The 25,780-nt window shown below is 72.0% G+C and carries 23 protein-coding genes; 9 read left to right on the forward strand and 14 right to left on the reverse strand.

Annotated features, from left to right (window positions below):
* Positions 1-11: 11 nt before the first annotated feature.
* The 7 genes from Cco03nite_RS05760 to prfB all read right to left on the reverse strand — a co-directional run bounded on the left by Cco03nite_RS05760 (position 12) and on the right by prfB (position 7,430).
* Complete coding sequence (locus Cco03nite_RS05760; protein ID WP_203689248.1) at positions 12-1,412, reverse strand: SRPBCC domain-containing protein; 1,401 nt, start codon at positions 1,410-1,412, stop codon at positions 12-14.
* Positions 1,413-1,476: 64 nt separating this feature from the next.
* Positions 1,477-2,304, reverse strand: a complete 828-nt coding sequence (locus tag Cco03nite_RS05765; protein WP_203689258.1) for a cellulose binding domain-containing protein — start codon at positions 2,302-2,304, stop codon at positions 1,477-1,479.
* Positions 2,305-2,406: 102 nt separating this feature from the next.
* Positions 2,407-2,883 (reverse strand): SsrA-binding protein SmpB, encoded by a 477-nt coding sequence (gene smpB, locus Cco03nite_RS05770; protein WP_203689265.1) that lies wholly within the window; start codon positions 2,881-2,883, stop codon positions 2,407-2,409.
* Positions 2,884-3,083: 200 nt separating this feature from the next.
* Entirely contained in the window at positions 3,084-4,325 is a 1,242-nt protein-coding gene (locus Cco03nite_RS05775; RefSeq protein WP_203689267.1) for a M23 family metallopeptidase, read from the reverse strand.
* Positions 4,326-4,470: 145 nt separating this feature from the next.
* Positions 4,471-5,346: a permease-like cell division protein FtsX gene (gene ftsX, locus Cco03nite_RS05780; RefSeq protein WP_203689270.1), complete on the reverse strand. Its 876-nt coding sequence runs from the start codon at positions 5,344-5,346 to the stop codon at positions 4,471-4,473.
* Positions 5,347-5,411: 65 nt separating this feature from the next.
* Complete coding sequence (gene ftsE, locus Cco03nite_RS05785) at positions 5,412-6,092, reverse strand: cell division ATP-binding protein FtsE (RefSeq protein WP_203689272.1); 681 nt, start codon at positions 6,090-6,092, stop codon at positions 5,412-5,414.
* A gap of 222 nt (positions 6,093-6,314) precedes the next feature.
* Positions 6,315-7,430, reverse strand: coding sequence for a peptide chain release factor 2 (gene prfB / locus Cco03nite_RS05790; RefSeq protein WP_275412005.1), 1,116 nt, complete (start codon positions 7,428-7,430; stop codon positions 6,315-6,317).
* Positions 7,431-7,543: 113 nt separating this feature from the next.
* Between prfB and Cco03nite_RS05795 the strand changes: the two genes are divergently transcribed.
* From Cco03nite_RS05795 to Cco03nite_RS05805, 3 genes are read left to right on the forward strand one after another with little or no spacing between them, the layout of a single operon-like run.
* Positions 7,544-8,737: an ROK family transcriptional regulator gene (locus Cco03nite_RS05795; RefSeq protein WP_203689273.1), complete on the forward strand. Its 1,194-nt coding sequence runs from the start codon at positions 7,544-7,546 to the stop codon at positions 8,735-8,737.
* 26 nt (positions 8,738-8,763) lie between these two features.
* On the forward strand, positions 8,764-10,023 hold the full coding sequence (locus Cco03nite_RS05800; protein ID WP_203689275.1) for a 6-phospho-beta-glucosidase: 1,260 nt from the start codon (positions 8,764-8,766) through the stop codon (positions 10,021-10,023).
* Positions 10,024-10,069: 46 nt separating this feature from the next.
* On the forward strand, positions 10,070-11,074 hold the full coding sequence (locus Cco03nite_RS05805) for an N-acetylglucosamine kinase (protein WP_203689277.1): 1,005 nt from the start codon (positions 10,070-10,072) through the stop codon (positions 11,072-11,074).
* A 4-nt stretch (positions 11,075-11,078) separates the two neighbouring features.
* Here Cco03nite_RS05805 and Cco03nite_RS05810 read toward each other — a convergent pair whose 3' ends face one another.
* The 3 genes from Cco03nite_RS05810 to pruA form a co-directional block, all read right to left on the reverse strand.
* Complete coding sequence (locus tag Cco03nite_RS05810; protein WP_120316849.1) at positions 11,079-11,594, reverse strand: PadR family transcriptional regulator; 516 nt, start codon at positions 11,592-11,594, stop codon at positions 11,079-11,081.
* Between the two features lie 378 nt (positions 11,595-11,972).
* Positions 11,973-12,752 carry a tryptophan 2,3-dioxygenase gene (locus Cco03nite_RS05815; protein ID WP_239167148.1) on the reverse strand — a complete coding sequence of 260 codons (780 nt, stop codon included), beginning with the start codon at positions 12,750-12,752 and terminating at the stop codon, positions 11,973-11,975.
* A 75-nt stretch (positions 12,753-12,827) separates the two neighbouring features.
* The gene (gene pruA / locus Cco03nite_RS05820) at positions 12,828-14,474 is read right to left on the reverse strand and encodes an L-glutamate gamma-semialdehyde dehydrogenase (RefSeq protein ID WP_203689279.1); all 1,647 of its coding nucleotides are present in this window, start codon (positions 14,472-14,474) and stop codon (positions 12,828-12,830) included.
* A gap of 446 nt (positions 14,475-14,920) precedes the next feature.
* On the opposite strand from pruA, the gene Cco03nite_RS05825 reads away from it, so the two are divergent.
* Positions 14,921-15,877: a hypothetical protein gene (locus tag Cco03nite_RS05825; protein ID WP_203689281.1), complete on the forward strand. Its 957-nt coding sequence runs from the start codon at positions 14,921-14,923 to the stop codon at positions 15,875-15,877.
* A 6-nt stretch (positions 15,878-15,883) separates the two neighbouring features.
* Here Cco03nite_RS05825 and Cco03nite_RS05830 read toward each other — a convergent pair whose 3' ends face one another.
* Positions 15,884-16,387 (reverse strand): DUF6912 family protein, encoded by a 504-nt coding sequence (locus tag Cco03nite_RS05830; RefSeq protein WP_203689283.1) that lies wholly within the window; start codon positions 16,385-16,387, stop codon positions 15,884-15,886.
* A gap of 129 nt (positions 16,388-16,516) precedes the next feature.
* On the opposite strand from Cco03nite_RS05830, the gene Cco03nite_RS05835 reads away from it, so the two are divergent.
* Together Cco03nite_RS05835 and Cco03nite_RS05840 are read left to right on the forward strand one after the other, a co-directional pair.
* Positions 16,517-16,750 (forward strand): helix-turn-helix transcriptional regulator, encoded by a 234-nt coding sequence (locus Cco03nite_RS05835; RefSeq protein WP_203689285.1) that lies wholly within the window; start codon positions 16,517-16,519, stop codon positions 16,748-16,750.
* Positions 16,751-16,875: 125 nt separating this feature from the next.
* Positions 16,876-17,382 (forward strand): Rv3235 family protein, encoded by a 507-nt coding sequence (locus Cco03nite_RS05840; protein ID WP_203689287.1) that lies wholly within the window; start codon positions 16,876-16,878, stop codon positions 17,380-17,382.
* 111 nt (positions 17,383-17,493) lie between these two features.
* On the opposite strand, the gene secA is transcribed toward Cco03nite_RS05840, so the two are convergent.
* Positions 17,494-20,331, reverse strand: coding sequence for a preprotein translocase subunit SecA (gene secA / locus Cco03nite_RS05845; protein WP_203689294.1), 2,838 nt, complete (start codon positions 20,329-20,331; stop codon positions 17,494-17,496).
* A 399-nt stretch (positions 20,332-20,730) separates the two neighbouring features.
* On the opposite strand from secA, the gene Cco03nite_RS05850 reads away from it, so the two are divergent.
* The 3 genes from Cco03nite_RS05850 to Cco03nite_RS05860 are packed head-to-tail and all read left to right on the forward strand — an operon-like array spanning position 20,731 to position 24,100.
* Positions 20,731-22,344: an AfsR/SARP family transcriptional regulator gene (locus Cco03nite_RS05850; RefSeq protein WP_203689303.1), complete on the forward strand. Its 1,614-nt coding sequence runs from the start codon at positions 20,731-20,733 to the stop codon at positions 22,342-22,344.
* Positions 22,345-22,394: 50 nt separating this feature from the next.
* The gene (locus Cco03nite_RS05855) at positions 22,395-22,982 is read left to right on the forward strand and encodes a GNAT family N-acetyltransferase (RefSeq protein ID WP_203689305.1); all 588 of its coding nucleotides are present in this window, start codon (positions 22,395-22,397) and stop codon (positions 22,980-22,982) included.
* Complete coding sequence (locus Cco03nite_RS05860) at positions 22,979-24,100, forward strand: GNAT family N-acetyltransferase (RefSeq protein ID WP_203689307.1); 1,122 nt, start codon at positions 22,979-22,981, stop codon at positions 24,098-24,100. The genes Cco03nite_RS05855 and Cco03nite_RS05860 overlap by 4 nt, the downstream gene beginning before the upstream one ends.
* 61 nt (positions 24,101-24,161) lie before the next feature.
* On the opposite strand, the gene hpf is transcribed toward Cco03nite_RS05860, so the two are convergent.
* Together hpf and Cco03nite_RS05870 are read right to left on the reverse strand one after the other, a co-directional pair.
* A complete protein-coding gene (gene hpf, locus Cco03nite_RS05865) occupies positions 24,162-24,797 on the reverse strand; it encodes a ribosome hibernation-promoting factor, HPF/YfiA family (protein ID WP_120316859.1) in 636 nt (211 codons plus the stop codon).
* A 254-nt stretch (positions 24,798-25,051) separates the two neighbouring features.
* Positions 25,052-25,780 carry a ComF family protein gene (locus Cco03nite_RS05870; protein ID WP_239167149.1) on the reverse strand — a complete coding sequence of 243 codons (729 nt, stop codon included), beginning with the start codon at positions 25,778-25,780 and terminating at the stop codon, positions 25,052-25,054.

The following is a 25,780-nucleotide window of genomic DNA, read 5'->3' on the forward strand; positions in this document are numbered from 1 at the left end:
GACAGCGGCGTTCACAGTTGCGCGCAGCTCACGCTCTCGAACTTGCAGCTCTTGGGCCGCGTCGCGCCGGACGGGTCGCCCACCTGGAAGGCGAAGACGAAGTCCGCCCCGGCGGGCAGTTCACGGTGCGCGGCCTGCGGCGTGAAGGTCACCCGGACGCCGGTCTGCCGGAAGTCGATCCGGTCCCACGCGCTCGTCACCTGGGCCTTAGCGGGCAGCAGGATGACGGCGGACCAGCCGTCGACCGCGGTGGCCGGCCGGATGGTGATCTCTCCGATGTAGCCGCCGCTCCAGGTCTCCAGTGTCCGGTATGAGACGGCCGCCGCTACGCCGCCGACCTCGGTGGCACCCGGACTGTCCGGCGGGGACACCGCGGCCGACGGGGAGGCCTGCGGCGTCACCACGACCGTCCCGCTCGGCGAGGCGGCCGGGCTCGCCGATCCCGCCGGGTCGGCCGTCGGTGCGAGTGACTTGGACTCCCCTGCCTGCAGCCCCGACCAGGGGCTGCGGCCACCGCCGAGCGGATCGGCCCCCGGGCCGGGCGCGCGCAGGACCAGCGTCGCCACCGCGGTGACCGCCAGCACGGTGAGCACCATCGCGCCGGCCGCCGACAGCAGCCGCAGCCGCCGGTCCACCGGCATGCGGGACACCCGGCGCAGCAGGCCCCCGGAACCCGGCGCGGCACGGCCTTCCCCGGCGGCGGGCACGCCCGCCGCGAACCGGGTCCGTGAACCGCGAACCGCGGCGCCCGGGTCGCTGTCCGCCGCGGGTGGCGTACGCGGCTCGAGGGTCGCCGTGGAGCGGTTTTCCGGGTCGGTGACCGCCGGGGGGAGGTCGGCCGGATCCGGCGGCTCAGCGAGGCCGCCCGCCGTGAATCCGGCGTACGGCGGGGTGGGCTCGTCCGCCGGGGGCGTGGCCGCCGTGGCCGGGGGGCGGCGCGGCATGTCGGCGGCGTCGTAGATGTCCGTGCTGCGCCGGCGGCGGGCCGGCGACGCGGCCTGCTCCTGCCGGGCCAGCAGGGCGGGCAGCCGCTGCTCGAACATCGTCGCGTACGCCCGCTGCAGCTCGGCCCGGCGCACCTGGCCCCCGATGCCGAAGAACCCGGTCTGGCTGACCCGCAGCCGGCTGCCCCCGGCGACGGTGGACAGCTCCCAGACCACGTCGGCGTGCAGCTGCTCGCCGCGCCAGCGCAGCACCAGCCGGGTCGGGCCCACCACCTCGACCACGTCCACGTCGAACGGCGCCGTGAACCCGGGCAGGTCGGTGCCGGGGAAGGCGTGGTAGACCCCGCCCGCCACCGGCATGAAATCGGTCTGCAGGAACCATTGGCCGAGCAGCCGGCGATCGGTCAGCGCCTGCCACACCAGCTCCACGGGGTAGGGCAGCTCCACATCGAGTCGCAGCACGGTCACGCGCCGAATATAGAGCCGGTTTCGCCCACCTGCCGCGTGCTTTAGGGCGGAGTTAAGCCACCGCTCAGCCAGCCTGGCAGGCGACCCCGTTGACCGTGCAGCTGACCGGGAAGTCGCCCGACCCGCGCCGGCCGATGAAACCGAAGGTCACCGAGGCTCCGGGGGCGAGGTCACCGCGCTCGGGGGTGAAGGTCCACACACCGTCCTGACCGGACCGGTCGGCCTCCCAGTCACCGTCGACGGTCGCGCCCTGCGGTAGCTGGATCCGCACCGTCCAGGCCAGCGGGGTGCCGCCCGTGTTGCGCACCCGTACGGAGATCACGTAGCCGCCGCCCCAGGAGTTCACCTCGTACGCCGCGCTCGCGCCACCGGGCGGCGCGGCGACGGGCGGGCTCGACGGGCGGGGTCCACTGCTGCCGGGAGCGGGGCTCGCCACCGGGGAGGCGGCGGGCGCCGCGGACGCGGAGGCGCTGGGCCGGACGGGCGCGCCCTCGGGAGCGACCTGGGCGCTGGGCGTCACCACGCCGAAGCCGTCGGTGAAGCCCGCGCCGGTCACGGACGGCCCGGCGCTGGGCATCAGCGTCGACGGCTGCGGCGCCGGCTTGGTCAGCGCCCAGGCGGCCGCGCCCGACACCAGCAGGCACATCGTGGCCACGCCGATCACCAGCGGCTGCCGCCCGGACCTGCGCCGCGACTCGGCGACCGGCTCACGTCCGGGACCTGCCTCGTCGGGCTCCTCCGCCATCGGCTGCCGCTCGGCACCGGGCGAAGCGGGCTCCGCCGGCGACTCGAGCCCGGAACCCTGCCGAGCAGGCTCCTGGGCTGCGGGCTCCTCGACGACACGGGGCAGCAGGGTGGTCTCGTCGTCCTCGTGCAGCCGATGCTTGCTCACGACCCGCGAGGCTACCGTCCCCGTGCACGGCCGCGCGATCGGCCATCCGACCGTGCCACGGCGGGGCCGGTGCGCGGCCCCGTGCGGCGGCCCGGCTCCGGCCTACCTCATACCCTTGGCACGGCGGCCGAGCTCGCGGCTGATCTCCCGGTCGGAGTCGCGCTTGGCGATGTCCTGGCGCTTGTCGTAGGTCTTCTTACCCCGCGCCAACCCGATCTCGACCTTGGCCCAGCCGTCCTTGAAGTACATGGACAGCGGCACCATGGTCAGGCCGCCCTCCCGGGTCTTGGTGATCAGGTGCACGATCTCCTTCTGCTTGAGCAGCAGCTTGCGGGTGCGCCGCGGCGCGTGGTTGGTCCACGTGCCCATGGCGTACTCGGGGATGTGCAGCGCATGCAGGTAGAGCTCGCCGTCGCGCTCCTGGCCGAACGCGTCGACCAGCGACGCCCGCCCGGCCCGCAGCGACTTCACCTCGGTGCCCATCAGGGCGATGCCCGCCTCGAACGTCTCGAGGATGGTGTAGTCGTGGTACGCCTTGCGGTTCGACGCGATGACCTTGCGCCCCTTCTCCCGCGGCATGACGGCCCTCCTCTCCTCGATCACGGCAACCCGACAATGCTACCGACCCCCCACCCACCGCCGCGATCGACTAACGCCCTCCCGCCACCCACCCCCGCCGCAACTCTTGAAGAGTCGCGCTGTCAGGACGTGCCGATGGCCGCGACTTTTTAAGAGTTGCGGCGGGGGGGGGCGGCGGAGGCGGGCGCCAGCAGCTCAGCTCAGCAGAGGCAGCCGGGGAGCCAGTTCAGGGGCTGGATGGGGTTGCCGTTCTGGCGTACCTCGAAGTGCAGGTGGTAGCCGGTCGAGGCGCCGGTGGTGCCGACGCGGCCGATCAGCTGGCCGCCGCGGATCTTGTCGCCGACCTTCACCAGGATCTTCGACTGGTGGGCGTAGCAGGTGGAGATGACCTTGCCGCCGGTCTTGCCGTGGGTGAGGCAGGTGTAGTTGCCGTACCCGCCGAGCCAGCCGGCGCTGCTGACCGTGCCGCCCGCCGCCGCGAAGATGGGCTGGCCGCCGCCCGCGGCGATGTCGACCCCGGCGTGCAGCTGCCAGACGCCGTAGTACGGGTCGAAGCGGTTGCCGAAGTCGCTGGACTTCCAGCCCTTCGTCGGCATGAGGAACTTCGCGCCGGGGCGCAGGACCGGCACGAACTTGCCGTACTGCCCCTCCCAGACCCGCAGTTCGTCGGCGATGCGCTCGCTCTGCTCCTTGACCTCCTGGTAGTGCCGCTGCGCCTCGGCCTTCTCGGCCTTGGTCGTCTCGATCGCCTTCTTCTGCCGGGCGGCCAGCGCGTCCAGGTCGCGGCGCGCCTGCTCGGCGTCCTGGCGGGCCTTCTCGGCCGCGAGCAGGGCCGCGCGGGCGATGCGGGCCGCGTCGGCGGCCTCCCGGCGCTTGAGCTCGGCGTCGCTGGTGATCTGCTTGGCGGCCCGGCGGGCGGCGACGTAGTCGTCGATCGCGTCGCGGCGGATGCGGCCGATCTGGCTGATGAAGTTGCCGCGGTCCAGGAACTCCTGGGGCCGGGTCGCGGCCATGAGCACGTTGAACTCGGTGAGGTTGGAACCGTGCAGGGTGGCCACGGCGAACCGGGCGAACCGGTCCCGGCCTTCCTGGACCTGCCGGACCGACGCCTGGTACGCCTGGTCGGTGACGGCCCAGGCGGCGGTGGCCTGGTCGGCGCGCCGCTGGGCGGAGGCCGCCTTGGTCTCGGCCACCACCACGGCGGCCCGGGTCTGGGCGATCCGCTCCTGGGCGGCGGGCATGGCCGCGTTGGCCTCGGCGAGTTCCGTCGCGGCGTTGCGCGCCTTGGCGGACAGCGCCTCCAGCAGGGCTCCGGTCTTGGCCAGCTCGGCGTCGACGCGCTTCTTGTCCTTCTTGAGGTCGTCGGGGGCGGCATGCGCCGGCAGGCCGACCGCCAGAGCGGTCAGCAGGGCGAACACCACCTGTACCAGTCGCCAGCGCACGGGACCTCCCTCGCCTGTCCCGATCACCCTACTGCCGACATATGCCCAGATACACGGCAAAACCGACATTCAACAGGAGTGGCGCAGAAAAGGTGACGGCCCGCCCCCGTAGCCGGGAGCGGGCCGTCGACGTGCGTCGTCGCGACTAGACGCGGATGTAGAAGCGCAGGGTCACCCAGGCGGTGACGGCGCTGACCACCGAGCCGATGCCCGCCAGGATCGGCAGCATCAGGTTGACGTTGCCCCAGCTCACCGGTAGCAGCAGGTCGGTCAGCGCGGCCAGCTTGCCGTCGATCAGCACGATCTTGCCGACGACCAGCATCACCCAGGCCAGGATCGAGCCCAGCAGCGCGGCGAAGACCGCCTCCAGCACGAACGGCGCCTGGATGAACCAGTTCGACGCGCCGACCAGCTTCATGACCGCGACCTCGCGCCGCTTGCTGTACGCGGCGACCTGGATGGTGTTGGCGACCAGCAGCAGGGCGGCCAGGCCCATGAAGCCGGCGACGACCAGCGACAGGTTCTGGATCGAGCCGAGGATGTCGAAGATCTTCTGCAGCAGCTTCTGCTGGTCGACGACCGTGTCCACGCCCGCCATGCCGGCGTAGGTGGCGTTGATCTGGTCGAACTTCTGCGGGTCCTTCAGCGCGACCCGGAACGACTCGGGCAGCTCGTCCGCGCCGATCGCGTTGACCAGGTCGGGGGCGTCACGGAACTGCTGCTTGAAGTTCTCGTACGCCATCTCCTTGGTCTCCCAGAGCACGCTCTTGACCAGGGGGTCGCTGTCGAGCTTCGCCTTGATCTCGGACCGCTGCGTGTCGTCGACGGTCTTCTCCAGGTAGATGGAGACCTCGACCTGCTCGTAGTAGTGGCCCTTCATCTCGTCGACCTGCATGTACATCAGCAGGCTGGCGCCGAGCATGGAGAGCGACACGATCATCGTAATGATCATGGCGATGGTCATCGTGACGTTGCGCCACAGCCCGACCAGCATTTCGGCCAGGACATACTTCGCACGCATCGGGGGAAATCCTCCGGGGGAGACGGTCAGGTCGTCAGGGACAGGGGCTCAGCGACGGGCACGGCTCAGCCGTACACACCACGGGCCTGGTCGCGGACGATCCGGCCGCCCTCGATCTCGATGACGCGGCGGCGCATCTGGTTGACGATGTTCGAGTCGTGGGTGACCATCACGACGGTCGTGCCGGTCCGGTTGATCCGGTCCAGCAGGCGCATGATCTCGATGGAGGTGTCCGGGTCGAGGTTACCGGTGGGCTCGTCGGCCAGCAGGATCAGCGGCCGGTTCACGAACGCGCGCGCCACCGCGACACGCTGCTGCTCACCACCGGAGAGCTCGTGCGGGTAGCGGTGCTCCTTGCCGCCGAGGCCGACCAGCTCCAGCACCTCGGGCACCACGCGGCGGGCGACCGCCTTGGACTTGCCGATGACCTCGAGCGCGAACGCGACGTTCTCGTAGGCGGTCTTGTTCGGCAGCAGCCGGAAGTCCTGGAAGACGCAGCCGATCGAGCGGCGGAAGCTGGGGATCTTCCACGACCGCATGGAGCTGATCTCCTTGCCGTTCACGAAGACCTTGCCCTTGTTGGGCTTGATCTCGTGCAGCATCAGCTTGACGATGCTTGATTTGCCGGAGCCGGACGGACCGATGAAGAAGACGAAGTCACCCTTCTCGATCGAGACCGACACGTCGTCCAGTGAGGGCCGGGACGCCTTCGGGTAGGTCTTAGTCACGTGCTCAAGTCGAATCACGGCGGAGAGTCTACGCGGTGTCGCCGTTTCGCCAACCCCGCAGGGGTTGAGATGCCGGTATTGCCGTGAATGTTCCTGGAAAATTCCGTGATCTACCCGTGATCAACTGTCACCGACAGTAGTCGGATCACCCGCGCGGGCGAAACGCCAGCGATGTCCATACATGAAAAAACTCCGCCCGGCTGCGCGGACAGCCGGGCGGAGCGAGGCTCACTCAGCCGATCAGGCAGCGGCTTCCAGCTCGTTCTGCTTGCGCCAGCGGATGCCGGCCTCGACGAAGTTGTCGATCTCACCGTCGAAGACCGCGGTCGGGTTGCCCGTCTCGAACTCGGTGCGCAGATCCTTGACCATCTGGTACGGGTGCAGCACGTACGAGCGCATCTGGTCGCCCCAGGAGCCGGCCGCGTCGGTCTTCAGGCCCTCCATCTTGGCCCGCTCCTCCTGGCGCTTGCGCTCCAGCAGGCGGGCCTGCAGCACGCGCAGCGCCGAGGCCTTGTTCTGCAGCTGGGACTTCTCGTTCTGGCAGGTCACCACGATGCCGGTCGGGATGTGCGTGATGCGCACCGCCGAGTCGGTCGTGTTGACGCTCTGCCCGCCGGGGCCGCTGGAGCGGTAGACGTCGACCTTCATCTCGTTCTCGGGGATGTCGATGTGGTCCGTCTGCTCCACCACCGGCAGCACCTCGACCCCGGCGAAGCTGGTCTGGCGGCGGCCCTGGTTGTCGAACGGGCTGATCCGGACCAGGCGGTGGGTGCCCGACTCGACCGACAGCGTGCCGTACGCGTACGGCGCCTTCACCGCGAACGTCGCCGACTTCAGCCCGGCCTCCTCCGCGTACGAGGTGTCGTAGACCTCGGTGGCGTAGCCGTGCCGCTCGGCCCAGCGCAGGTACATGCGCAGCAGCATCTCGGCGAAGTCCGCCGCGTCCACGCCGCCGGCGCCGGCCCGGATGGCGACCAGCGCCTCGCGGGAGTCGTACTCGCCGGAGAGCAGGGTGCGCACCTCCAGCTCCTCGATCGCCTTGGCCAGCGACGCCAGCTCCGTGCCCACCTCGGCCATGGAGGAGGCGTCCCCCTCGGCCTCGGCCAGCTCCATCAGCACCTGGGCGTCGTCGATGCGCCCGCGCAGCCTCGTCAGCTTGTTGATCTCACCGGTGGCGTACGCCAGCTGCGAGGTGACCTCCTGCGCCTTGGCCTGGTCGTCCCACAGATCCGGGGCCGACGCCGCCTCCTCGAGCCGCTCCTTGTCCCGGCGCAGCCGGTTGATGTCGAGCACGGACTCGATGTTGCGCATGGTCGCGTCAAGGTTCTTGAGCTGATCGGCGTAGTCGGCAGTCACATCAACAAGACTAGTGCCACCCGCCGCACGGTTTTCCGGGGCGCTCCCGCGACTTGACAGCGACCACGGTCGGCGACAATAGTAAATCTACTTTCCTATTACGAGGAGGGCACGTGGCACGGCTCGCCGGTTCGTCCAAGCTGCTCCGGGCGATGAACGAGAGCGCGACCATGGCGCTGCTCATCGACCGGGGCACGCTCACCCGTGGGGAGCTGCGGGAACTGACCGGGCTGTCCAAGCCGACCACCTCCGACGTGCTGCGCACGCTCACCGAGGCGGGGCTGGCGGTAGTCGTGGGCCACACCAGCGGCGGGCCCGGCCCGAACGCGGAGGTGTACGCGGTCAACCCGGCCGCCGCGACGGTGCTGGCGATCTCGGTACGGGACGTGAGCGAGACGTTACACGCCCCGTTCGAGGCGGCGCTGTGCGATCTCGGCGGGGCGGTGCTGGCCCGCGCGGCGTACCCGAGCGACCCGGCCGACGGCGACCCGGTCGGCACCGTCCGGGCGATCGCCGCCGACCTGTGCGCCCGCGCCGGCCGCGACCGGGTCACCCACCTGCAGCTGGGCGTGCCCGGCTCGTACGACCCGGGGACCGGCGCCATCCGGCACATCGACGTCACCGGCTGGGGCCGCCCGGGGCTGGTCACCGAGCTCGCCGCCGCGCTGGACCTCACCGTGGACGCGGACAACGACGTGAACCTGGCCGCGATCGCCGAACGCCACCGCGGCGCGGCCGCGGGCAGCGGCAGCTTCGCCCTGCTCTGGCTCGGCGCGGGCCTGGGCTGCGCCATCGACCTCGGCACGTCGCTGCTGCGCGGGGCCACCGGCGGGGCCGGCGAGATCGGCTACGTGCCGCTCGGCCTGGCCGCCCCCGGCCAGCCCCGGGACCTGCAGAGCCTGGCCGGCGGCCCGGCCGTCGCGGCGCTGGGCGCGGCGCACGGCTTCACCGGGGCCACCGCCGAGGAGATGGTCGCCGCCGCGGCCCGCGCGGACTCCCCCGCCGCGACCGCCTTCCTGGGCGCGCTGGCCGACCGGATCGCCGTCGTGCTGGCCGTGGTCGCCGCGCTGGTGGACCCGCCGCTGGTGGTGCTGGCCGGCGAGGTCGCCCAGGCCGGCGGCGTGCGGCTGCGCGACCTGGTCACCGAGGCCTTCCACCGCAACACCCCGCTGCGCACCCCGGTCGAGGTCACCGCGCTGACCGACGACGCGGTGCTGCTCGGCGCCATGGACTCGGGCCTGCGCTCGGTGCGCGAGTCCCTGGTCGACTCCCTGAACGCCCGGCCGATCCCGGCCCGCTCCGCCTGAATCACTCCTCACCGGAAGAGCACCAGATGAAGATCGCAGTCGTGGGTGGAGGTTCCACCTACACCCCCGAGCTGGTCGACGGGTTCGCCCGGCTGGCCGGCAGCCTCGACGTCACCGAGCTGTGCCTGATCGACCCGGCCGGGCCGCGGCTGGACGTCATCGGCCCGTACGCCCGCCGACTGATGGCCCACCACGGCCACCCCGGCACGCTGACCTGGACCACCGACCTCGACGCCGGCCTCACCGACGCCGCCGTGGTCGTCGTCCAGCTGCGCGTGGGCGGGCAGGCCGCCCGGATCAGCGACGAGACGTTCCCGCTGGAGTGCGGGTGCGTCGGGCAGGAGACCACCGGCGCGGGCGGCCTGGCCAAGGCGCTGCGCACGGTGCCGGTCGTGCTCGACGTCGCCGAGCGGGCCGCCCGGCTCGCCGCGCCCGGCGCGTGGATCGTCGACTTCACCAACCCGGTCGGCATCGTCACCCGGGCCCTGCTGGACGCCGGGCACAAGGCGGTCGGCCTGTGCAACGTGGCGATCGGCTTCCAGCGCCGGTTCGCCAAGCTGCTGGGCGTCGAGCCGGGCGCGGTCACCCTGGACCACGTCGGCCTCAACCACCTCACCTGGGAGCGCGCCGCGTACGTCGACGGCGTCGACCGGCTGCCCGAGCTGCTCGCCGGCCACCTGGACGAGCTGGCCGGGCCGGTGCAGCTGCCGCCGTCGCTGCTGCGGCTGCTCGGCAACGTGCCGTCGTACTACCTGCGCTACTTCTACGCCCACGACGAGGTCGTGCGCGAGGAGCGCGGCGCCCCGACGCGCGGGCAGAAGGTCGCCGAGATGGAGACCGAGCTGCTGAAGATGTACGCCGACCCGGCCCTGACCACCAAACCGGACCTGCTGTCCAAGCGGGGCGGGGCGTTCTACTCCGAGGCGGCCGTCGGCCTGATCACCTCGCTGCTCACCGGCGACGGCGCCGTGCACGCGGTGAACCTGCGCAACGGCGGCCACCTGCCGTTCCTGCCCGACGACGCGGTCATCGAGGTCAGCGCCCGGGTGAACCGCGACGGCGCGACCCCGGTCAAGGCCCCGCCGGTCGGACCCGAGCTGTCCGGCCTCATCGCCGGCGTCGCCGCGTACGAGGAGCTGGCCGTGCGCGCCGCGGTCCACGGCGGTCGCGACCGCGTGTACGCCGCGCTGCTCGCCCACCCGCTGGTCGGCCAGCACGAGTACGCCGAAGCCCTCACCCAGGGCCTGCTCGCCGCCAACGCCGACCACCTGGCGTGGGCCCGATGAGCGCCCGAACCGTCGACCGGGCCGGCGCGCGGGACGGGAGCCGAGCATGAGCCCCGCTGAGCTGTTCATCGCCGTCGACGGCGGGAACTCCAAAACCGACGTGGTGCTCGCCGACTCGGCCGGGCGGGTGCACGGCTACGTCCGCGGGCCGGGCTCGTGCCCGCAGGTCATCGGCCTGGACACGGCGGTCGCGCTGCTGGACCGGCTGGTCGGCGCGGCGCTGCGGGTGGCCGAGATGCCCCCGTCCGTGCCCATCACCCGCGCCGAGGTCTACCTGTCCGGCCTCGACCTGCCCGAGGAGGTCGAGGCGGCGGCGAAGGCGGTCGCGGCGACCGGCTGGGCGGAGTCGTACCGGCTGGACAACGACACGTTCGCGCTGCTGCGGGCGGGCACCGACAGCCCGGACGCGGTCGCGGTGGTGTGCGGGGCGGGGATCAACTGCGTGGGGCGCAGCGCCGACGGGCGCACCGCCCGGTTCCCGGCACTGGGGCCGATCTCCGGCGACTGGGGCGGCGGGCTGCACCTGGCCTCGCTGGCGATGTGGCACGCGGCGCGGGCCGAGGACGGCCGCGGTCCGGCCACGGCGCTGGCCGGCGCGGTGGCCGCGCACTTCGGGCAGGCCTGCGTCAACGACGTGATCACCGGCCTGCACCTGGGCAGCCTCAGCCAGGACCGCATGATCGGGCTGAGCGAGGTGCTGTTCGCCGCTGCCGGGCGGGGTGACGAGGTCGCCCGCCGCGTGGTGGCGCGTCAGGCGACCGAGATCACTTCATTGGTGACGGTTGCCGCGGACCGGCTCGGGCTGAGGGAGGAACCGTACGCCGTGGTCCTGGGCGGTGGTGTGCTGCGCGCTCGGCACTCGCTGCTGCAGGATGCCGTGGACGCGGGGGTGAAGGCCCACTCGTCGAAGGCCCGGTTGACCGTGCTCGCACAGCCACCGGTGGTGGGAGCGGGCCTTTTCGCACTGGACGCGCTCGGCGCGCCGCCGGCCGCCGCGGCCGCGTTGCGTTCCGCGCTGGAGGACGGGCGGCCGCACCTCGGCCAGCGCTGAGGCGCTACTTGGCGATGGCGGTCTTCAGCCAGTTCAGCGCGGCCTTGTGGTAGGCGACGGCGAACTCCAGCCCTGCCGCGGTGAAGTCGTCGCCTTCCTTCTTGGCTTCCTTGGCCTGCTCGCGAGCCTCCGCGAGGGCCTCGGTGTGGTGCGAGTTGGCGCTGTTGAGCAGCGAGTCGAACTGGTTGGTCGCGTGCGTGGATCCGAACGCGACACGCAGTGCATACGGGTTGCGCACCAGCTCGCGGCCGGGCTCCTCGTTCAGCCAGCGGGCGAAGGCGCGCTTGCCCGACGCGGTGATCGCGTAGGGCTGGCTCGCCCGCGGGCCGGGCTTGCCGAGCTTGACGTAGCCGAGCTCGGCGAGGACCGGCAGTTCGCGGTAGACCTGGGACCGGGTCATCGACCAGTACGGGCTGAGCCGGCGCTCGGCCGCGGCCATCAGCTGGCCACCGGTCATGGGTCCATCGTGCAGCAGGCCGAGCACGGCCGCCGCAGTAGCGTTGATTCCTACCTCTGCCATGACTCAACGCTGCCACTTTCCCAGCCTTCTGTCCAGGATATCGGCCCATCCACAGTGCACATTCCCCGCCGGACAGTCCCTTTCCGACTGTCTGATCAGACAGGAATATGTCCGTTTCCTGCCTCCGAAGTCCCGCCTGACGGGATAACACAAACCGCCCGATATCTCTCCCCTCGGCGTGTCGCCCCTTTTTCTCCCCCACCCACACCCGCCCGATCTTGCACACGCACCTACGATCACCCCAAAACCGACATACCTCCGGCCGAGTCCACAAGATCCGCTCGGTGATCGCCGTCTCCGGGCGGAAAGTGCGGCCGGGCCGCGGTTCCGGACCGGAAACAGCGATCGCCACCCGGCGGGGATCGGACGGAGGCGGGGTCAGAGTGCGGCGCGCAGGGACCAGAGGGCGGGGTAGAAGCGGGTGTCCAGGCGGGAGCGCAGGTAGGGGCTGCCGGCGGAGCCGCCGGTGCCGGGTTTCGTGCCGATCTGGCGCTCGGCCATCAGCACGTGCCGCGCCCGCCACAGCGACCACGCCTGGTCGTGCGCGATCAGCGCCTCGGCCAGGTCCCACAGCGCACCGTGCCGCTCCCGGTCACGGGCGATGGCGACCAGGGCGGCCAGCACCTGCTCGTCGGAGCCGACCGCGAAGCCGTGCGCAGCCAGCAGCGCCAGGTAGCCGTCCCAGAGCGTCGGCTCGGCCAGCCGGCGGCGCAGCCGCTCCTGCTCGGCCGGGGACAGCCCGCGCAGCCGCTCGACGAAGCCCGGGTCCTTGAGACCGGAGATGAACTCGATCTCGCGGAACTGGGCGGACTGGAACCCGGACGCGGGCGCGAGCAGGGTGCGGAAGGCGAGGAAGTCCTGCGGGGTCATCGTGTCGATGACGTCGACCTGACCGACGAGCAGCACCTCGACCGCGTGGCAGCGCTCCAGGCGCACCCGGGGCAGGTAGCTCTCCCCCGCCAGCATCCGGTCCCGGGCGTCGGCCAGCTCGTGCAGCAGCAGCTGGAACCACAGCTCGTACGCCTGGTGGATGGTGATGAACAGCAGCTCGTCGTGGGCGGCGGGGGCGGACTGGGGCACCTGCTGGGACAGCAGCTCGGGCACGCGCAGGTAGGCGCCGTAGGTCAGGCGTCCGCCCTGCTCCCCGAAGCTCTGCACGCAGCCACGGTAACCCAGACATATGCCGAGGAAGGGGCTGTATCGCCTGATACAGCCCCTTCCTCGATCAGCGGGTCACGGACGGGGGTGGTCGGTGTCCATGTGCGGGTAGCGGTGGTCGGTCGGCGGGACGAACGTCTCCTTGATGGTCCGCGGGGACATCCAGCGGATCAGGTTGTGCCAGGAGCCCGCCTTGTCGTTGGTGCCCGAGGCCCGGCCGCCGCCGAACGGCTGCTGGCCGACGACCGCGCCGGTCGGCTTGTCGTTGAGGTAGAAGTTGCCCGCCGCGAAGCGCAGCTCGTGCGACAGCCACTCCAGCGCCCGCCGGTCCTGCGCGAAGATCGCGCCGGTCAGCGCGTACGGCGCGACGCTCTCCATCTGCTTGACGACCGCGGGCAGGTCGGCGTCGTCGTAGACGTACACGGCCAGGATCGGCCCGAAGTACTCGGTGGTGAACACCTCGTTGGCCGGGTCGGTGCAGACGATCACGGTCGGCTGCACGAAGAAGCCGACGCTGTCGTCGACCTCGCCGCCGACCAGGATCTCGCACGACTCCGACGCCTTGGCCTTCTCCAGCGCGGCCGCGTGGCGCGCGAACGCCCGGCCGTCGATCACGGCGCCGCCGAAGTTGCGGAAGTCGGTCACGTCGCCGTACGTCAGCGACTCGGTGTCGGCGACGAGCTGGTCGCGGACGCCGGACTCCCACAGCGAGCGCGGCACGTACGCCCGCGACGCGGCGGAGCACTTCTGGCCCTGGTACTCGAACGCGCCCCGGACCATCGCGGTGACCAGGGCCGCCGGGTCGGCCGACGGGTGCGCGACGATGAAGTCCTTGCCGCCGGTCTCGCCGACGATGCGCGGGTACGAGCGGTAGCCGGCGATGTTGTCGCCGATCTGCTTCCACAGGTGCTGGAACACCCGGGTGGAGCCGGTGAAGTGGATGCCGGACAGGTCCGGGTCGGCCAGCGCGACCTCGGACACGGCCAGGCCGTCGCCGGTGACCATGTTGATGACGCCCGGGGGCAGGCCCGCCTCCTCGAACAGCCGCATCAGGAAGTGCGCCGAGAACTGCTGGGTGTGCGCCGGCTTCCAGAGCACCGTGTTGCCCATCAGGGCCGGGGTGGCCGGCAGGTTGCCCGCGATGGCGGTGAAGTTGAACGGGGTGACCGCGTAGACGAAGCCCTCCAGCGGGCGGTGGTCGAAGCGGTTCCACACGCCGGGCGACGAGACCGGCTGCTCGGCCAGCAGCTTGCGGCCGAAGTGCACGTTGAAGCGCAGGAAGTCGATCAGCTCGCAGGCCGAGTCGATCTCCGCCTGCTGCACGGTCTTCGACTGGCCGAGCATGGTGGCGCCGTTGAGGGTGTCGCGCCACGGCCCGGAGAGCAGATCGGCGGCCTTCAGGAAGATCGCGGCCCGGTCGTCGAAGGACATATCACGCCAAAGAGGGGCGGCTTTCTTCGCGGCCGTCACCGCCGCCACCGCATCGGCGTTGGTCGCATTGTGGGTGACTCCCAGCACATGCGAGTGCTTGTGCGGCTGGACGACGTCGATCGCGTTGCCGCCACCCATACGTTGCTGCCCGTCGATGGTCATCGTCAGTTCGAGCTGCTCCGAGGCGAGCTCCCCGAGACGTTTGTGCAGACGGGATCGCTCAGCGCTGCCCGGTGCGTAGGTGTGCACCGGCTCGTTGTGCGGCTCGGGCACCACGGATACGGCGTCCATCGATGGCTCCTCCGGTCGGAAGGTTCGTCAACGTTCTTTGCATACTTGCACGCAAAGTACCGCCACAGCCCGGCCCGGCGGCAGACATGTGATCCGTTCGACCATGACCGGCCCGGCGACCACCGGGTCGACCGCGATCCGGTCCTGGTCACCGGGCCCGCCCTACCGCTCCAGCCTACCCACCCCTCCGGCCTGGCTAGGCTAGGTCGCCGGAGCACGGGACCCCGCCCGTCCACGCCCGCCGGCTCGTCGGTGGGCCGGTCGGCCGGACCGGTCCCACCGGTGGCCCCTGTGGAACATGGCTCGTCCCGGCACGCCGCCGCTCAAGCGGCGTGCCGAGCGACTCCCCACGTTCCACGCCAGCCGTCCAGGCCCTTCCGACACGGGGCCGCCGCGGCGAGCACCCTGCCGTCGGCAGGCCCACTGTCGCCCAACAGGAGACCACGATGACCGAGCCCGCGACCGCCACGTCCACCGAGTCCCCGCGCAAGACCGGCGCGGAGCCGCCCGCCGCGCCGACCCCGCCGCGGGCGCCGTCCACGACCGGCTGGCTGGCCTTCTCCGCCCTGGCCTGGCTCCTGGTGACGCTGCTCTTCTACCGCACCGCGTTCACCGGCGAGGCGGGCGACTGGAGCCTGGTCATGGCGGCGATCCTGCTGCCGCAGGTGATCCAGGCCAACCTGCTCGCCGGGGCGGCGGTCGGGCTGTGGTCCACGCTCGCGCTGGGCCGCCGCAAGCCGTGGGCCGAGCGCGGGGTCGGCCGCTGGGCCGTGGGCACCGCCGCCGGCCTGCTGACCGGCACGCTGGCCAGCGGGGCCGTCCTGCTCGCGTACGGCATGTCCGCGCGCGCCGTGGGCGTGGTCGCGGTCGCCGTCGGGGTGGCCGGCGCGCTCGGCGGGGCGCTGGGCGCGATCCGCCCGGCGCGCATCATGGCGGCGGGCCTGTCCGCGGCGCTGCTGGTGCTGATCTTCCTCAACGTGGTGGCGCTGTTCTCCACGCCGCTGCTGAACGCGTTCGGCAGCGGCGACACCGCCGCCGAGCGCTACTCCGCGAACGGCCTGCTGGCCGGCACCACCGCGATCATCGCAGGGCTGATCGCCGGGCTCGCCGCGTACTGGCGCATCCGGCGCGCGGCCGCGCGCAGCGGGGACACCGCGAAGTGGCCGGTCTACCTCGCCGCGGGCGCGTCCGCCGGGCTGCTGCTGATCGTCGCCGAGTTCTGCACCCGGCTGGGCGTCGCCCAGCTGCTCTCGCTCGCCGAGGCCGACATCTCCGCCGACAGCGAGATCCTGTCCTTCATCGCGGCCTCGCGCCTGAACACCGGGCTGGTCGTGCTGTTCGTCGGCGCGCTCACCACGACCATCGCGTACGGCCGGAGCCTGCCGAAGGCCGTCCGGGACTGAGCACCCTCACCGGAGGAGCTCGTCGAGCTCCTCCGGTGCGTACCAGAGCAGGTCGAGGTCCTCGGCGGAGTCGACGGTGAACTGCGCGTCCGGGTCTCCGCCCGCGGCCCGCTCGACCACCTCGGCGGCCTCGGCGACCACCGGCTCGGCCTCGGGCTCGTCCACGTGGAAGGCGGCGATCGCCGCGCGGCGCACGGCGCCGTTCAGCCGGACCGAGCTGGTGCCCAGGTCCCGGCTCTCGGTGACCACCTGGCTCGCGGGCACGTCGGCGGAGACCACCACGCGCCGCCGGGGCGCGGACGGGTCGTCCCTCAGCAGGCGCAGCGCGTCCTGGGCGGCCCGCATGAAGGCGACGTACTCCAACTCCTCCTCGTCGCCCTCGGCATACCACTCGCGCAGGGCCGGGGTCACCGCGTGCGCGATCGCGCCGGGCAGCTCGTCGGCGTCACGCAACGCCGCCACCAGCTTCACCGTCGCCGGCAGGTACACCCTCACGAGATCGTTCGCCACGTCGGATCCCTCCGTCCCCGTTCGCCTGCGCACAGTCTCGCACGGCGGCACCGGACTCCCGCGTCACACCATCCGGTGGCAAACTGAGGCAACCGAAGGAATCAGACCCCATTCAGGAGATCCGCCGCCATGACCCAGCCGTTGCCCCGGTTCCTCACCCTGGAGCAGGTCGCCGAGGAGCTCAGCACCTCCACGGCGCAGATCTACGCGCTGGTCCGGCGGGGCGAGCTGCCCGCCATCCGGCTGGGCGGGCGCGGCCAGTGGCGGGTGGAGCGGTCCCGGCTCGAGGAGTTCATCGCCCAGCTCTACGACGAGGCGCAGCAGTACGTGAAGGACAACCCGCTGACCGGCGGCGAGGACTGAGCCCGGCGCGGCCTCCGCGCACACCAAGATCGCGAGATGGGCATTGACCGATGCCTCATGCGCAAGCTACAAATGTCAAACGGAGGCAAACTCAAGCAAACTCAAGATCTAAGGTGGTGGTCCCGATGACGGCACTGGCCGTGCCTGCCGGATCCGTCCGCATCCATCGCGCGCCCCCGCTCGACCCGCCGTTCGACGACGAGCTGCGCCCCACCACCTACCGGCCGGCCCGGCCCGAGCCCCATGAGGTCATCCCGCCGGCGGCCGTCGCCGGAGCCTCACCCGAGTGCCACACCGCGGCCCTGCGCTTCCTGAACCTGTGCCTGGAGCTGTTCAACGGCTTCCGCTCCCCCGGCCAGCTGCGCCCGCTGCTGCGCGTCACCGAGGCCAACACCGTGCTCGACGAGCTGTCCCGCAGCCTGCGCCGGTTGGCCGCGCTCCGGCAGGCCGTGCCCTCGGGCACCCCGCGCCGCCCCGTCCGCCGCCGCCAGCTGAGAACCTGCGAACCCCGCCCAGGCGTCGCCGAGGTCGCCGCCGTGCTCAGCGACGGCCGCACCACCTGGTCGGTGGCATACCGCCTGGAACGCGACACGTCGACCTGGCGCTGCACCGCCCTCCTGGTGCTCCTCTGACCCCGGGGCGGGCGGCTGCACCCATCGATCCGCGCCGCCCGCCCTGGGCTCCATACGACGAAGGACCGACCTCCGGCCGGTCCTTCGTCGTATGGAGCTGAACAGTGCCGCTTAGGCGGCGCCGTGGCAGCGCTTGTACTTCTTGCCCGAGCCGCAGGGGCAGGGGCTGTTGCGGGAGGCCGGAGCAGCGACCGCGCCGCGGCCACCGCTGCGCGGGGACGGCTTGCGGCCGCCGTCGCCGTTGCCGATGCCGAGCGCCGGAGCCTGCTGCACCTGCGGCGAGCCCGCGCCCGCCGCGCCGTCGATCGTCGGCGACGTGTACTGCACGCGCTGCGGCTGCTGCCGCTGGCCCAGGCCCTTGGCCCGGACCTCGACGTGCGACTCGCCGTCGGGCAGCGGCACCCCGGGCGAGGACGGCTCGGCCGGCGCCTGCTCGACCTGGACCTCCAGGTTGAACAGGAAGCCGACGGCCTCCTCCTTGATGCCCTCCATCATCTGGGCGAACATGTCGAAGCCCTCGCGCTGGTACTCGACCAGCGGGTCGCGCTGGGCGTACGCGCGCAGGCCGACACCCTCCTGGAGGTAGTCCATCTCGTAGAGGTGCTCGCGCCACTTGCGGTCGATGACGGCCAGCAGCACCTGACGCTCCAGCTCGCGCATCGCCTCCGGGCCGAGCTGCTCCTCGCGGCGGTCGTACGCGTCGTGCGCGTCCTGCTTCATCCGCTGGACGAGGAAGTCGTGGTCGAAGGTGGTGCGCTCGGCACCGGCCTCCTCCTCCAGGTCCTCCAGCGTGATGGTGACCGGGTACAGCTGCTTGAGGTTGGTCCACAGCTGGTCGAGGTCCCAGTCCTCGGCGTACTCCTTGCCGGTGCCGACGGTGCCGCCGGTGACGTACGCCGCGACCACGTCGTCGATCATCGAGTCGACCTGGTCGTGCAGGTCCTCGCCGTCGAGCACGCGCTTGCGCTCGGCGTAGACCACCTGGCGCTGCTTGTTCATGACCTCGTCGTACTTGAGCACGTTCTTGCGGATCTCGGCGTTCTGCGCCTCGATCTGCGTCTGCGCGCCCCGGATCTGGCGGGTCACCATCTTCGACTCGATCGGCACGTCGTCCGGGATGTTGAAGCGCTCCATGACCGCCTCGACCGCGCCGGAGCGGAACCGCCGCATCAGGTCGTCCTGCAGCGACAGGTAGAACCGCGACTCGCCCGGGTCACCCTGCCGGCCGGCGCGACCCCTCAGCTGGTTGTCGATGCGGCGGGACTCGTGCCGCTCGGTGCCCAGCACGTACAGGCCGCCCGCGCCGGTGACCTCCTCGGCCTCGGCCGCGCAGGCCTCCTCCCAGGTCGGGAGGATCTCCTCGAGCGCCTTGTAGTAGTCGTCGCCGTGCTCCTCCTCGGTGATCCCCCGCTGGCGCAGCTCCGCCGCGGCGAGGAATTCGGCGTTGCCGCCGAGCAGGATGTCCGTGCCACGACCGGCCATGTTGGTGGCCACCGTGACGCCGCCCTTGCGGCCGGCCTGCGCGATGATCTCCGCCTCGCGGGCGTGGTACTTCGCGTTGAGGACCGCGTGCGGGATGCCCTTACGGCGCAGCAGCTGCGACAGGATCTCGGAGTTCTCCACCGAGACCGTGCCGACCAGCACCGGCTGCCCGGTGGCGTGGCGCTCGGCGATGTCCTCGACGACCGCCTGGAACTTCGCCTTCTCGGTCTTGTAGATGACGTCCGACTTGTCCTGGCGGACCATCGGGCGGTGCGTCGGGATGGTCACCACACCGACGTTGTAGACCTTGTTGAACTCGCCCGCCTCGGTCTGCGCCGTGCCGGTCATGCCGGACAGCTTCTCGTACATGCGGAAGTAGTTCTGCAGGGTGACCGTCGCCAGGGTCTGGTTCTCCTGCTTGATCTCGACGCCTTCCTTGGCCTCGATCGCCTGGTGCATGCCCTCGTTGTAGCGGCGGCCGTGCAGGATGCGGCCGGTGAACTCGTCGACGATCAGGACCTCGCCGTCGGAGACGATGTAGTCCTTGTCCCGCTTGAACAGCTCCTTGGCCTTGATGGCGTTGTTCAGGTAGCCGACCAGCGGGGTGTTCACCGACTCGTACAGGTTGTCGATGCCCAGGCGGTCCTCGACCCGCGAGACGCCGCGCTCGGTGACGGCGACGGTGCGCTTGGACTCGTCGACCTCGTAGTCGCCGGAACCGTCCTTGCCGCGCTCCAGGCGGGCCACCACCGCGGAGAACTCGCCGTACCACCGCTGCGACTGCTCGGCCGGGCCGGAGATGATCAGCGGCGTGCGGGCCTCGTCGATGAGGATCGAGTCGACCTCGTCGACGATCGCGAAGCCGTGGCCGCGCTGCACCATGTCCGCGGCCGACCAGGCCATGTTGTCGCGCAGGTAGTCGAAGCCGAACTCGTTGTTCGTGCCGTAGGTGATGTCGCAGTCGTAGGCCGCGCGGTGCTCGTCGGCCGGGCGGTTGGGCAGCACCGTCCCGACGGTCAGGCCGAGGAAGCGGTGCACCCGCCCCATCCACTCGGCGTCACGCTGGGCCAGGTAGTCGTTGACCGTGATGACGTGCACGCCCTTGCCGGCCAGCGCGTTGAGGTAGGCCGGCAGGGTCGACACGAGGGTCTTGCCCTCACCGGTCTTCATCTCGGCGATGTTGCCGAAGTGCAGGGCCGCGCCGCCCATGATCTGCACGTCGTAGTGCCGCTTGTGCAGCACCCGCTTGGCGGCCTCACGCACCGTGGCGAACGCCTCGGGGAGCAGGTCGTCCAGGGTCTCCCCGTCGGCGAGACGCTCACGGTACTGGTCGGTCAGTGCCCGCAGCTCGGCATCGCTGAGATCGACGTAGTTCTCCTCGATGGAGTTGACGGCGTCGGCGATGGCCTTGAGCCGGCGGAGCATCCGCCCCTCACCGGCACGGAGGATCTTCTCGAAAATCGACACGGGTGTTCATCGCTCCCTAGACAGTCTGCCGACCCATCGTAGGCGCATCGCACGGCGAATCGTCACCCCCGGGGAAGCGAACCGGCAGAATCGGGCACGAAGTTACAAACCTTCGAGCCGTCGTCCGGCCGTACGGAGTCGTTCGCGGGCGCCCGGGTCCGGCCGCCGGGGAGACGGCCGCCACGGCGTCGCACGCCGCGCCGGCCGCCCCCGTACCCCCTGACGCCGGGCCGGGCCGCTCCGCTCACGGGCACCATGGTGGCCACCCCTGCGGCCGCCGCGCTGCCGCTATGCTGCCGACTGCTGCGCTCCGGCTGCCGTGATCACGTCAGGCCAGGTCAGCGCCGCGCGGGCAGGTGCCCCTGCCTGCGGTCGCCCGCGCCAGCCGACAGGAGGACCGTGACCGACCGACCGCTGCGCTTCGAACTGCTGGGCCCGCTGCGGGCGTGGCACGGCAGCACGGAACTCGATTTGGGGCCCGGCAAGCAGCGGGCGGTGCTGGCCATGCTGGTGCTGCATGCCAACCGGCCGGTCGCCCCCGCCGCCATCATCGACGCGGTCTGGCAGTCCGAGCCGCCGGAGAACGGCCCGAACGTGGTGCAGAAGTACGTCGCGGGCCTGCGCCGCGCGCTGGACCCCGAGCACTCGCCGCGCAACCCGGGCCGCCTGATCACGCTGACCCCGGCCGGATACGTGCTGGCGGCGGCCGAGGGCAGCCTCGACACGGACGTCTTCGCCCGGCAGGTGGCCCACGCGCACGGGCTGCGCGCCGAGCGGCGGCTGCTCGAGGCGGTGGCGGTGCTCCGCGAGGCCACCGCGCTGTGGCGGGCCGAGCCGCTGGGCGGCCTGCCCGGACCGGCGTTCGACGCGGCCCGCGAGCGGATGCTGGAGAGCCGCGCCGCCGCGCTGGAGACCATGGTCGAGCTGGAACTCGAACTGGGCCGGCACGTGGACGCCGCGACCCGGCTGGTGGAGCTGGTCGCCGAGTTCCCGCTCCGGGAAGGGCTGCGCCACCTGCTGATCCTCGCGCTCTACCGGTGCGGCCGGCAGGCGGAGGCGCTGGCCGCGTACCGCGACGCCCGCGCGCTGCTCGCCGAGGAGTTCGGGGTGGAGCCCGGCGAGCGGCTGCAGCAGCTGCACCGGGCCATCCTGCAGGGCGACCCGGCGCTGCTGCTCCCCGCGGTCACGCCCGCGGGCCACCCGCCCGCCGGAGCGCCGGTGCCCGGCCCGCGCCCCGGGCCGCCCGCCGGCTTCCCGCCGCCGCCCTATCCGCAGCCGCTCCCGCCCGGCCACGTCGGCCCGCCGGCGAGCGGCTGGACGCCGTACGGCATGCCGCTGTGGGCGCCGTACCCGGTTCCCGTGCGCGCACCGGACGCGGACTCGGCCGGGGTCAAGCGCATCGTGCTCACCGTGGTGGGTGCGGCGGGGCCGTTGCTCACCTGCGGCTTCGCCGCCTTCGCGGTGATGGGCTTCTTCGCCGCGTACCGGCGCAGCTGGCGGATCGGGCTGTCCGCCGCCGGCTACCTGATCCTGGCCGTGGTCGCGTGGATGGCCGGGGACCCCAACACCGAGCAGGTCACCATCGGTGACGACGTCTCGATCATGGCGGTGCTGGTGATGTGGGTCGGCGGCGTCGCGCAGGGCCTCTTCCTCGGCCTGGACAAGCCGCTCCACCGGCCCGCGGCCGCCACCGTGCAGGCCATCGAGCTGCGGGTGCGCCGCGAGCAGGCGCGCCGGCTGCTCGCCCAGCACCCCGACATCGCCCGGCGGCTGCACATCGGCCGGCCCGACCTGGCGCCCGCCTTCGACGACGGCGGCCTCGTCGACGTGAACGGCGTGCCCGCCGAGGTGCTGGCCCGCGTGCCCGGGATCAGCCTGGAGCAGGCCCGGCGCATCGTCGACCACCGCACCGCGGCCGGCCCGCTGCTGACCGTCGACCAGCTCGTCGACCACCGGCTGCTGCCCCGCCAGCTCGTCGACGAGCAGCGGGACGTGCTGGTCGCGCTGACCTGAGCGGGGAATCTCCGATGCCGGGACGCGGACCGGTGTGCCAGGGTGGGGCCATGACCGACCTGTACGACAACCCCCAACCGGTCCTGCGCACCGTCACCGACAAGGGCGCCCCGCTGACGCTGCGGCCCGCCCGGCTCGGCGACACGCCGGGCATCCTGGCCGCCTGCCTCGACGAGGAGACGCTGCGCTGGACCACCGTTCCGCTCGGCTACGACCACGAGAAGGCGGTCGGTTTCGTGACCGGCTACGCCCCCGGCTGGTGGGACCGCCGGCAGGGCGCCGTGTTCGTGCTCGCGGACGCCGACGACGCCTACGTGGGCCAGATCGACCTGCGCGTGTCCGGCGATCCACAGGTCGCCGACGTCGGCTTCCTCACCGCGCCGGACGCCCGCGGCCACGGCTACATGAGCGCCGCGCTGCGCGCCGTCGCCGAGTGGGGCATCCGCGAGCTCGGCCTGGCCCGGGTGGAATGGAAGGCGTACGTGGGCAACGACGGCTCGCGCCGCGTGGCAGAGAAGGCCGGCTTCCGCTACGAGGGTGTCCAGCGCAGCGGCTGCTCCCACCGCGGCGAGCGCCGCGACGCGTGGACCGCGGCCATGGTCCGCGAGGACCTGGCAGACCGTGAGGACGGAGCATGACCGGCCCGCGCGAGCCGTTCATGCTGGACGGCGGGACGGTGCGGCTGCGGCCGTGGCGGCTGCGGGACGCCGAGCAGCTGCGCGCGGCCTGCGACGATCCGGTGACGGCGCACTTCATGGCGCAGATGCCCGCGCCGTACACGGCGGAGGACGCCCGCTGGTGGATCACGGAGGGGTCGCCGGAGACCTGGCGGCAGGGCGGGGCGACCTGGGCGGTGGTGGACCCGGTCACCGACGAGGTGCTGGCCGGGGCCGGGCTGAGCCACCTGCACGAGGACCGCCGCCAGGCCGAGGTCGGCTACTGGGTCGCGCCGTGGGCCCGCCGCCGGGGCGTGGCGACCGCGGCCACCCGTGCCATCACCGGCTGGGCGTTCGGCACGCTGGGCCTGCTCCGTATGGAGCTGCTCACGGCGCCGGCGAACGCCGCCAGCCAGCGGGTCGCGCTGGCGGCGGGCTTCACCCGCGAGGGCGTACGCCGTGGCGCGGCGATCCTCCGCGACGGCTCCCAGGGCGACTACGTGGCGTTCGTCCGGCTGGCGGGCGACCCGCCCGGCCCGGTGCCGCCGGGCCTGCCCGGGTTCCCGGACGGCGAGCTGACCGACGGGCGGGTGCGGCTGCGCCGGATCGCCCCGGCCGACGCCGAGGACTACTTCGCGCTGGCCGAGCTGCCGGAGGTGGCCCGCAGCAACGTCGGCGGCCCGACCACCCTGGACGGGGTACGCGAGCGCTGCGCGACCGCCGAGGCGGACTGGCTGGCCGGCACGCGGGCCACCTGCGTGATCCTGGACGCCGAGAGCGGCGCGTTCGCGGGCGAGATCGGCCTGTACTACCACGAGCGTTTCCTGCAGCAGGCGATCCTCGGCTACGCGCTGCGCCCGGAGTACCGCGGCCGGGGGTTCGCCACCGCCGCGGCCCGGCTGCTCAGCGACTGGGCGATGGAGCAGGCGGACGTGGTCCGCGTGGTCGCCGGGACGTTCCCCTACAACGAGGCCTCGCGGCGGGTGCTGGAGCGGGCCGGCTTCGAGCTGGAGGGCACGCTCAAGGCGCGGCTTCCCGGCCGCGACGGCACCCGGATCGACGACATCCAGTACGTGCGGATCGCCGGCAAGCACCGCTGACACGAAGATCGGCCTGTCCCATCCTGAGGACGGGACAGGCCGAGACCTGCCTATCGGCTGCTCACCAGGCCAGCGTCAGCAGTCCGTAGTCGTACGCCTTGCGGCGGTAGACGACGCACGGCCGTCCGCTGTCCTTGTCGTGGAACAGGTAGAAGTCGTGCCCGACCAGCTCCATCTGGTACAGGGCGTCGTCGACTGTCATCGGCTCACCGGAGAACTCCTTCTCCCGCACGATGTGCCACGGCTGGTCCTGGTCCTCCAGGGCGTCCATCGGTCCGCCCGCGCCGTTGGCGGAGCGCGCGAGCGTGGCGGTGGCGGTGCCGCCCATGGGGGGTTCGAACAGGGCCAGGTTCGCGGTGGCCTCGGCGACGGAGACCGGGGCGCGACGGCCGCGGTGCACCCGGCGGCGGTCGGCGGCCTTGCGCAGGCGGCGGTCGAGCCGCTCAACGGCCTCGTCGAGTGCGGAGTAGAAGTCGCTGGCGGCACCGGTGGCGCGGATCACGGGGCCGCGGGTGACACAGGTGATCTCGATGTGCTGGCAGGAATCAGCTTGGCGCGGGTTGCGCTCGTGGATTAGCTCGACGTCGAATTCAATGATCTTCTGGTCGTAACGCTCAACTTTTTGCAGCTTGTCGGCCACATGAACCCGGAAATGATCCGGAACTTCGACATTACGACCCTTGACCTCGATGTCCACGCCTGACCTCCCACGGTCTGTCCGAGTGCGGAACACCCCGGCAACTGGTGTCCGGGGCGCACTTCTGTAAGCCCCTTCCGACGCTCTCGTTCACCGCTGAGCGGTGACCTCCATCAGGTGGTTGGCTTCTGACGCTAGCCGCTTGTCAGCCACTCGTCATCCCTTGTACCAAGACTGTTTTGACGAGATTCGCCCTTTCGGTACCTGGCGTCACGGAGCCGTCACCCAGCATCGATCAAGCCATTATCCGAAGATTACGGCCATATTGCGCGGTGCGGCAGGTACCGGCGTGTCGCGGCCAGCGTCACACACCCGTCGACCCGGACGCCCGCGTCCGCGAGCAGCGAAGATGCGGCGGCCAGGGTCGCCCCGGTGGTCACGATGTCGTCCAACAGCACCGTCACGGACCCGGGCGCGGCCTGCCTCGCCCGCTCCAGCGCCCCGCGCCGCAACACGAACGCCCCCGACGCGCCGGCCGCCCGCTCGGCCGACGACAGGTGCGCCGAATCGGCCTTCGGCAGGGCGCGCAGCGGCGCGGCCAGCCCCGCCCGCCGACCCGCCTCCCGCAGCCGCTCGGCCGCGCACCGGGCCAGCGCCCGCATGTGGTCCCCGTGCCGGGCGCGGGCCGCCTCGGCCGTGTCGGGCACGTAGAGCAGCAGCAGCGGGCGATCCGGGGCGGCGGACGCGGCGACCGCCTCGGCCAGCAGCGCCCCCAGGGGCCGGGCCAGCCGGTGCCGGCCGCGCTCCTTGAACGCGAGGATCAGCTCCCGCAGCCGCCCGTCGTACGCACCCAGCGCCACGCAGGCGGGCAGCCCCGCCGGGGCCGGATCGGGGCGGGTCGGTGCCGCACGCAGCGACTCGACCGCGCGGGCGCAGTCGGCACAGACCTCATGGCGCAAGGTCTGCCCGGACCCGCCGCAACCGGCGCAGGACGCGGGCAGCACGAGATCGGCCAGTGCCTGCCAGAGCGCCCCGACCGGCAC

It is taken from the genome of Catellatospora coxensis, assembly GCF_016862635.1.
In the GTDB taxonomy this organism is placed as follows: domain Bacteria; phylum Actinomycetota; class Actinomycetes; order Mycobacteriales; family Micromonosporaceae; genus Catellatospora; species Catellatospora coxensis.

Bases quoted from the DNA above. Each gene is read 5' to 3' on its own strand.
- Cco03nite_RS05840 (WP_203689287.1), top strand. From the start codon at position 16,876: ATGACGGCACTGGCCGTGCCTGCCGGATCCGTCCGCATCCATCGCGCG.
- ftsX (WP_203689270.1), bottom strand. From the start codon at position 5,346: ATGCGTGCGAAGTATGTCCTGGCCGAAATGCTGGTCGGGCTGTGGCGC.
- Cco03nite_RS05860 (WP_203689307.1), top strand. From the start codon at position 22,979: ATGACCGGCCCGCGCGAGCCGTTCATGCTGGACGGCGGGACGGTGCGG.
- Cco03nite_RS05855 (WP_203689305.1), top strand. From the start codon at position 22,395: ATGACCGACCTGTACGACAACCCCCAACCGGTCCTGCGCACCGTCACC.
- smpB (WP_203689265.1), bottom strand. From the start codon at position 2,883: ATGCCGCGGGAGAAGGGGCGCAAGGTCATCGCGTCGAACCGCAAGGCG.
- pruA (WP_203689279.1), bottom strand. From the start codon at position 14,474: ATGGACGCCGTATCCGTGGTGCCCGAGCCGCACAACGAGCCGGTGCAC.
- Cco03nite_RS05805 (WP_203689277.1), top strand. From the start codon at position 10,070: ATGAGCCCCGCTGAGCTGTTCATCGCCGTCGACGGCGGGAACTCCAAA.
- Cco03nite_RS05810 (WP_120316849.1), bottom strand. From the start codon at position 11,594: ATGGCAGAGGTAGGAATCAACGCTACTGCGGCGGCCGTGCTCGGCCTG.
- Cco03nite_RS05825 (WP_203689281.1), top strand. From the start codon at position 14,921: ATGACCGAGCCCGCGACCGCCACGTCCACCGAGTCCCCGCGCAAGACC.
- Cco03nite_RS05800 (WP_203689275.1), top strand. From the start codon at position 8,764: ATGAAGATCGCAGTCGTGGGTGGAGGTTCCACCTACACCCCCGAGCTG.
- Cco03nite_RS05835 (WP_203689285.1), top strand. From the start codon at position 16,517: ATGACCCAGCCGTTGCCCCGGTTCCTCACCCTGGAGCAGGTCGCCGAG.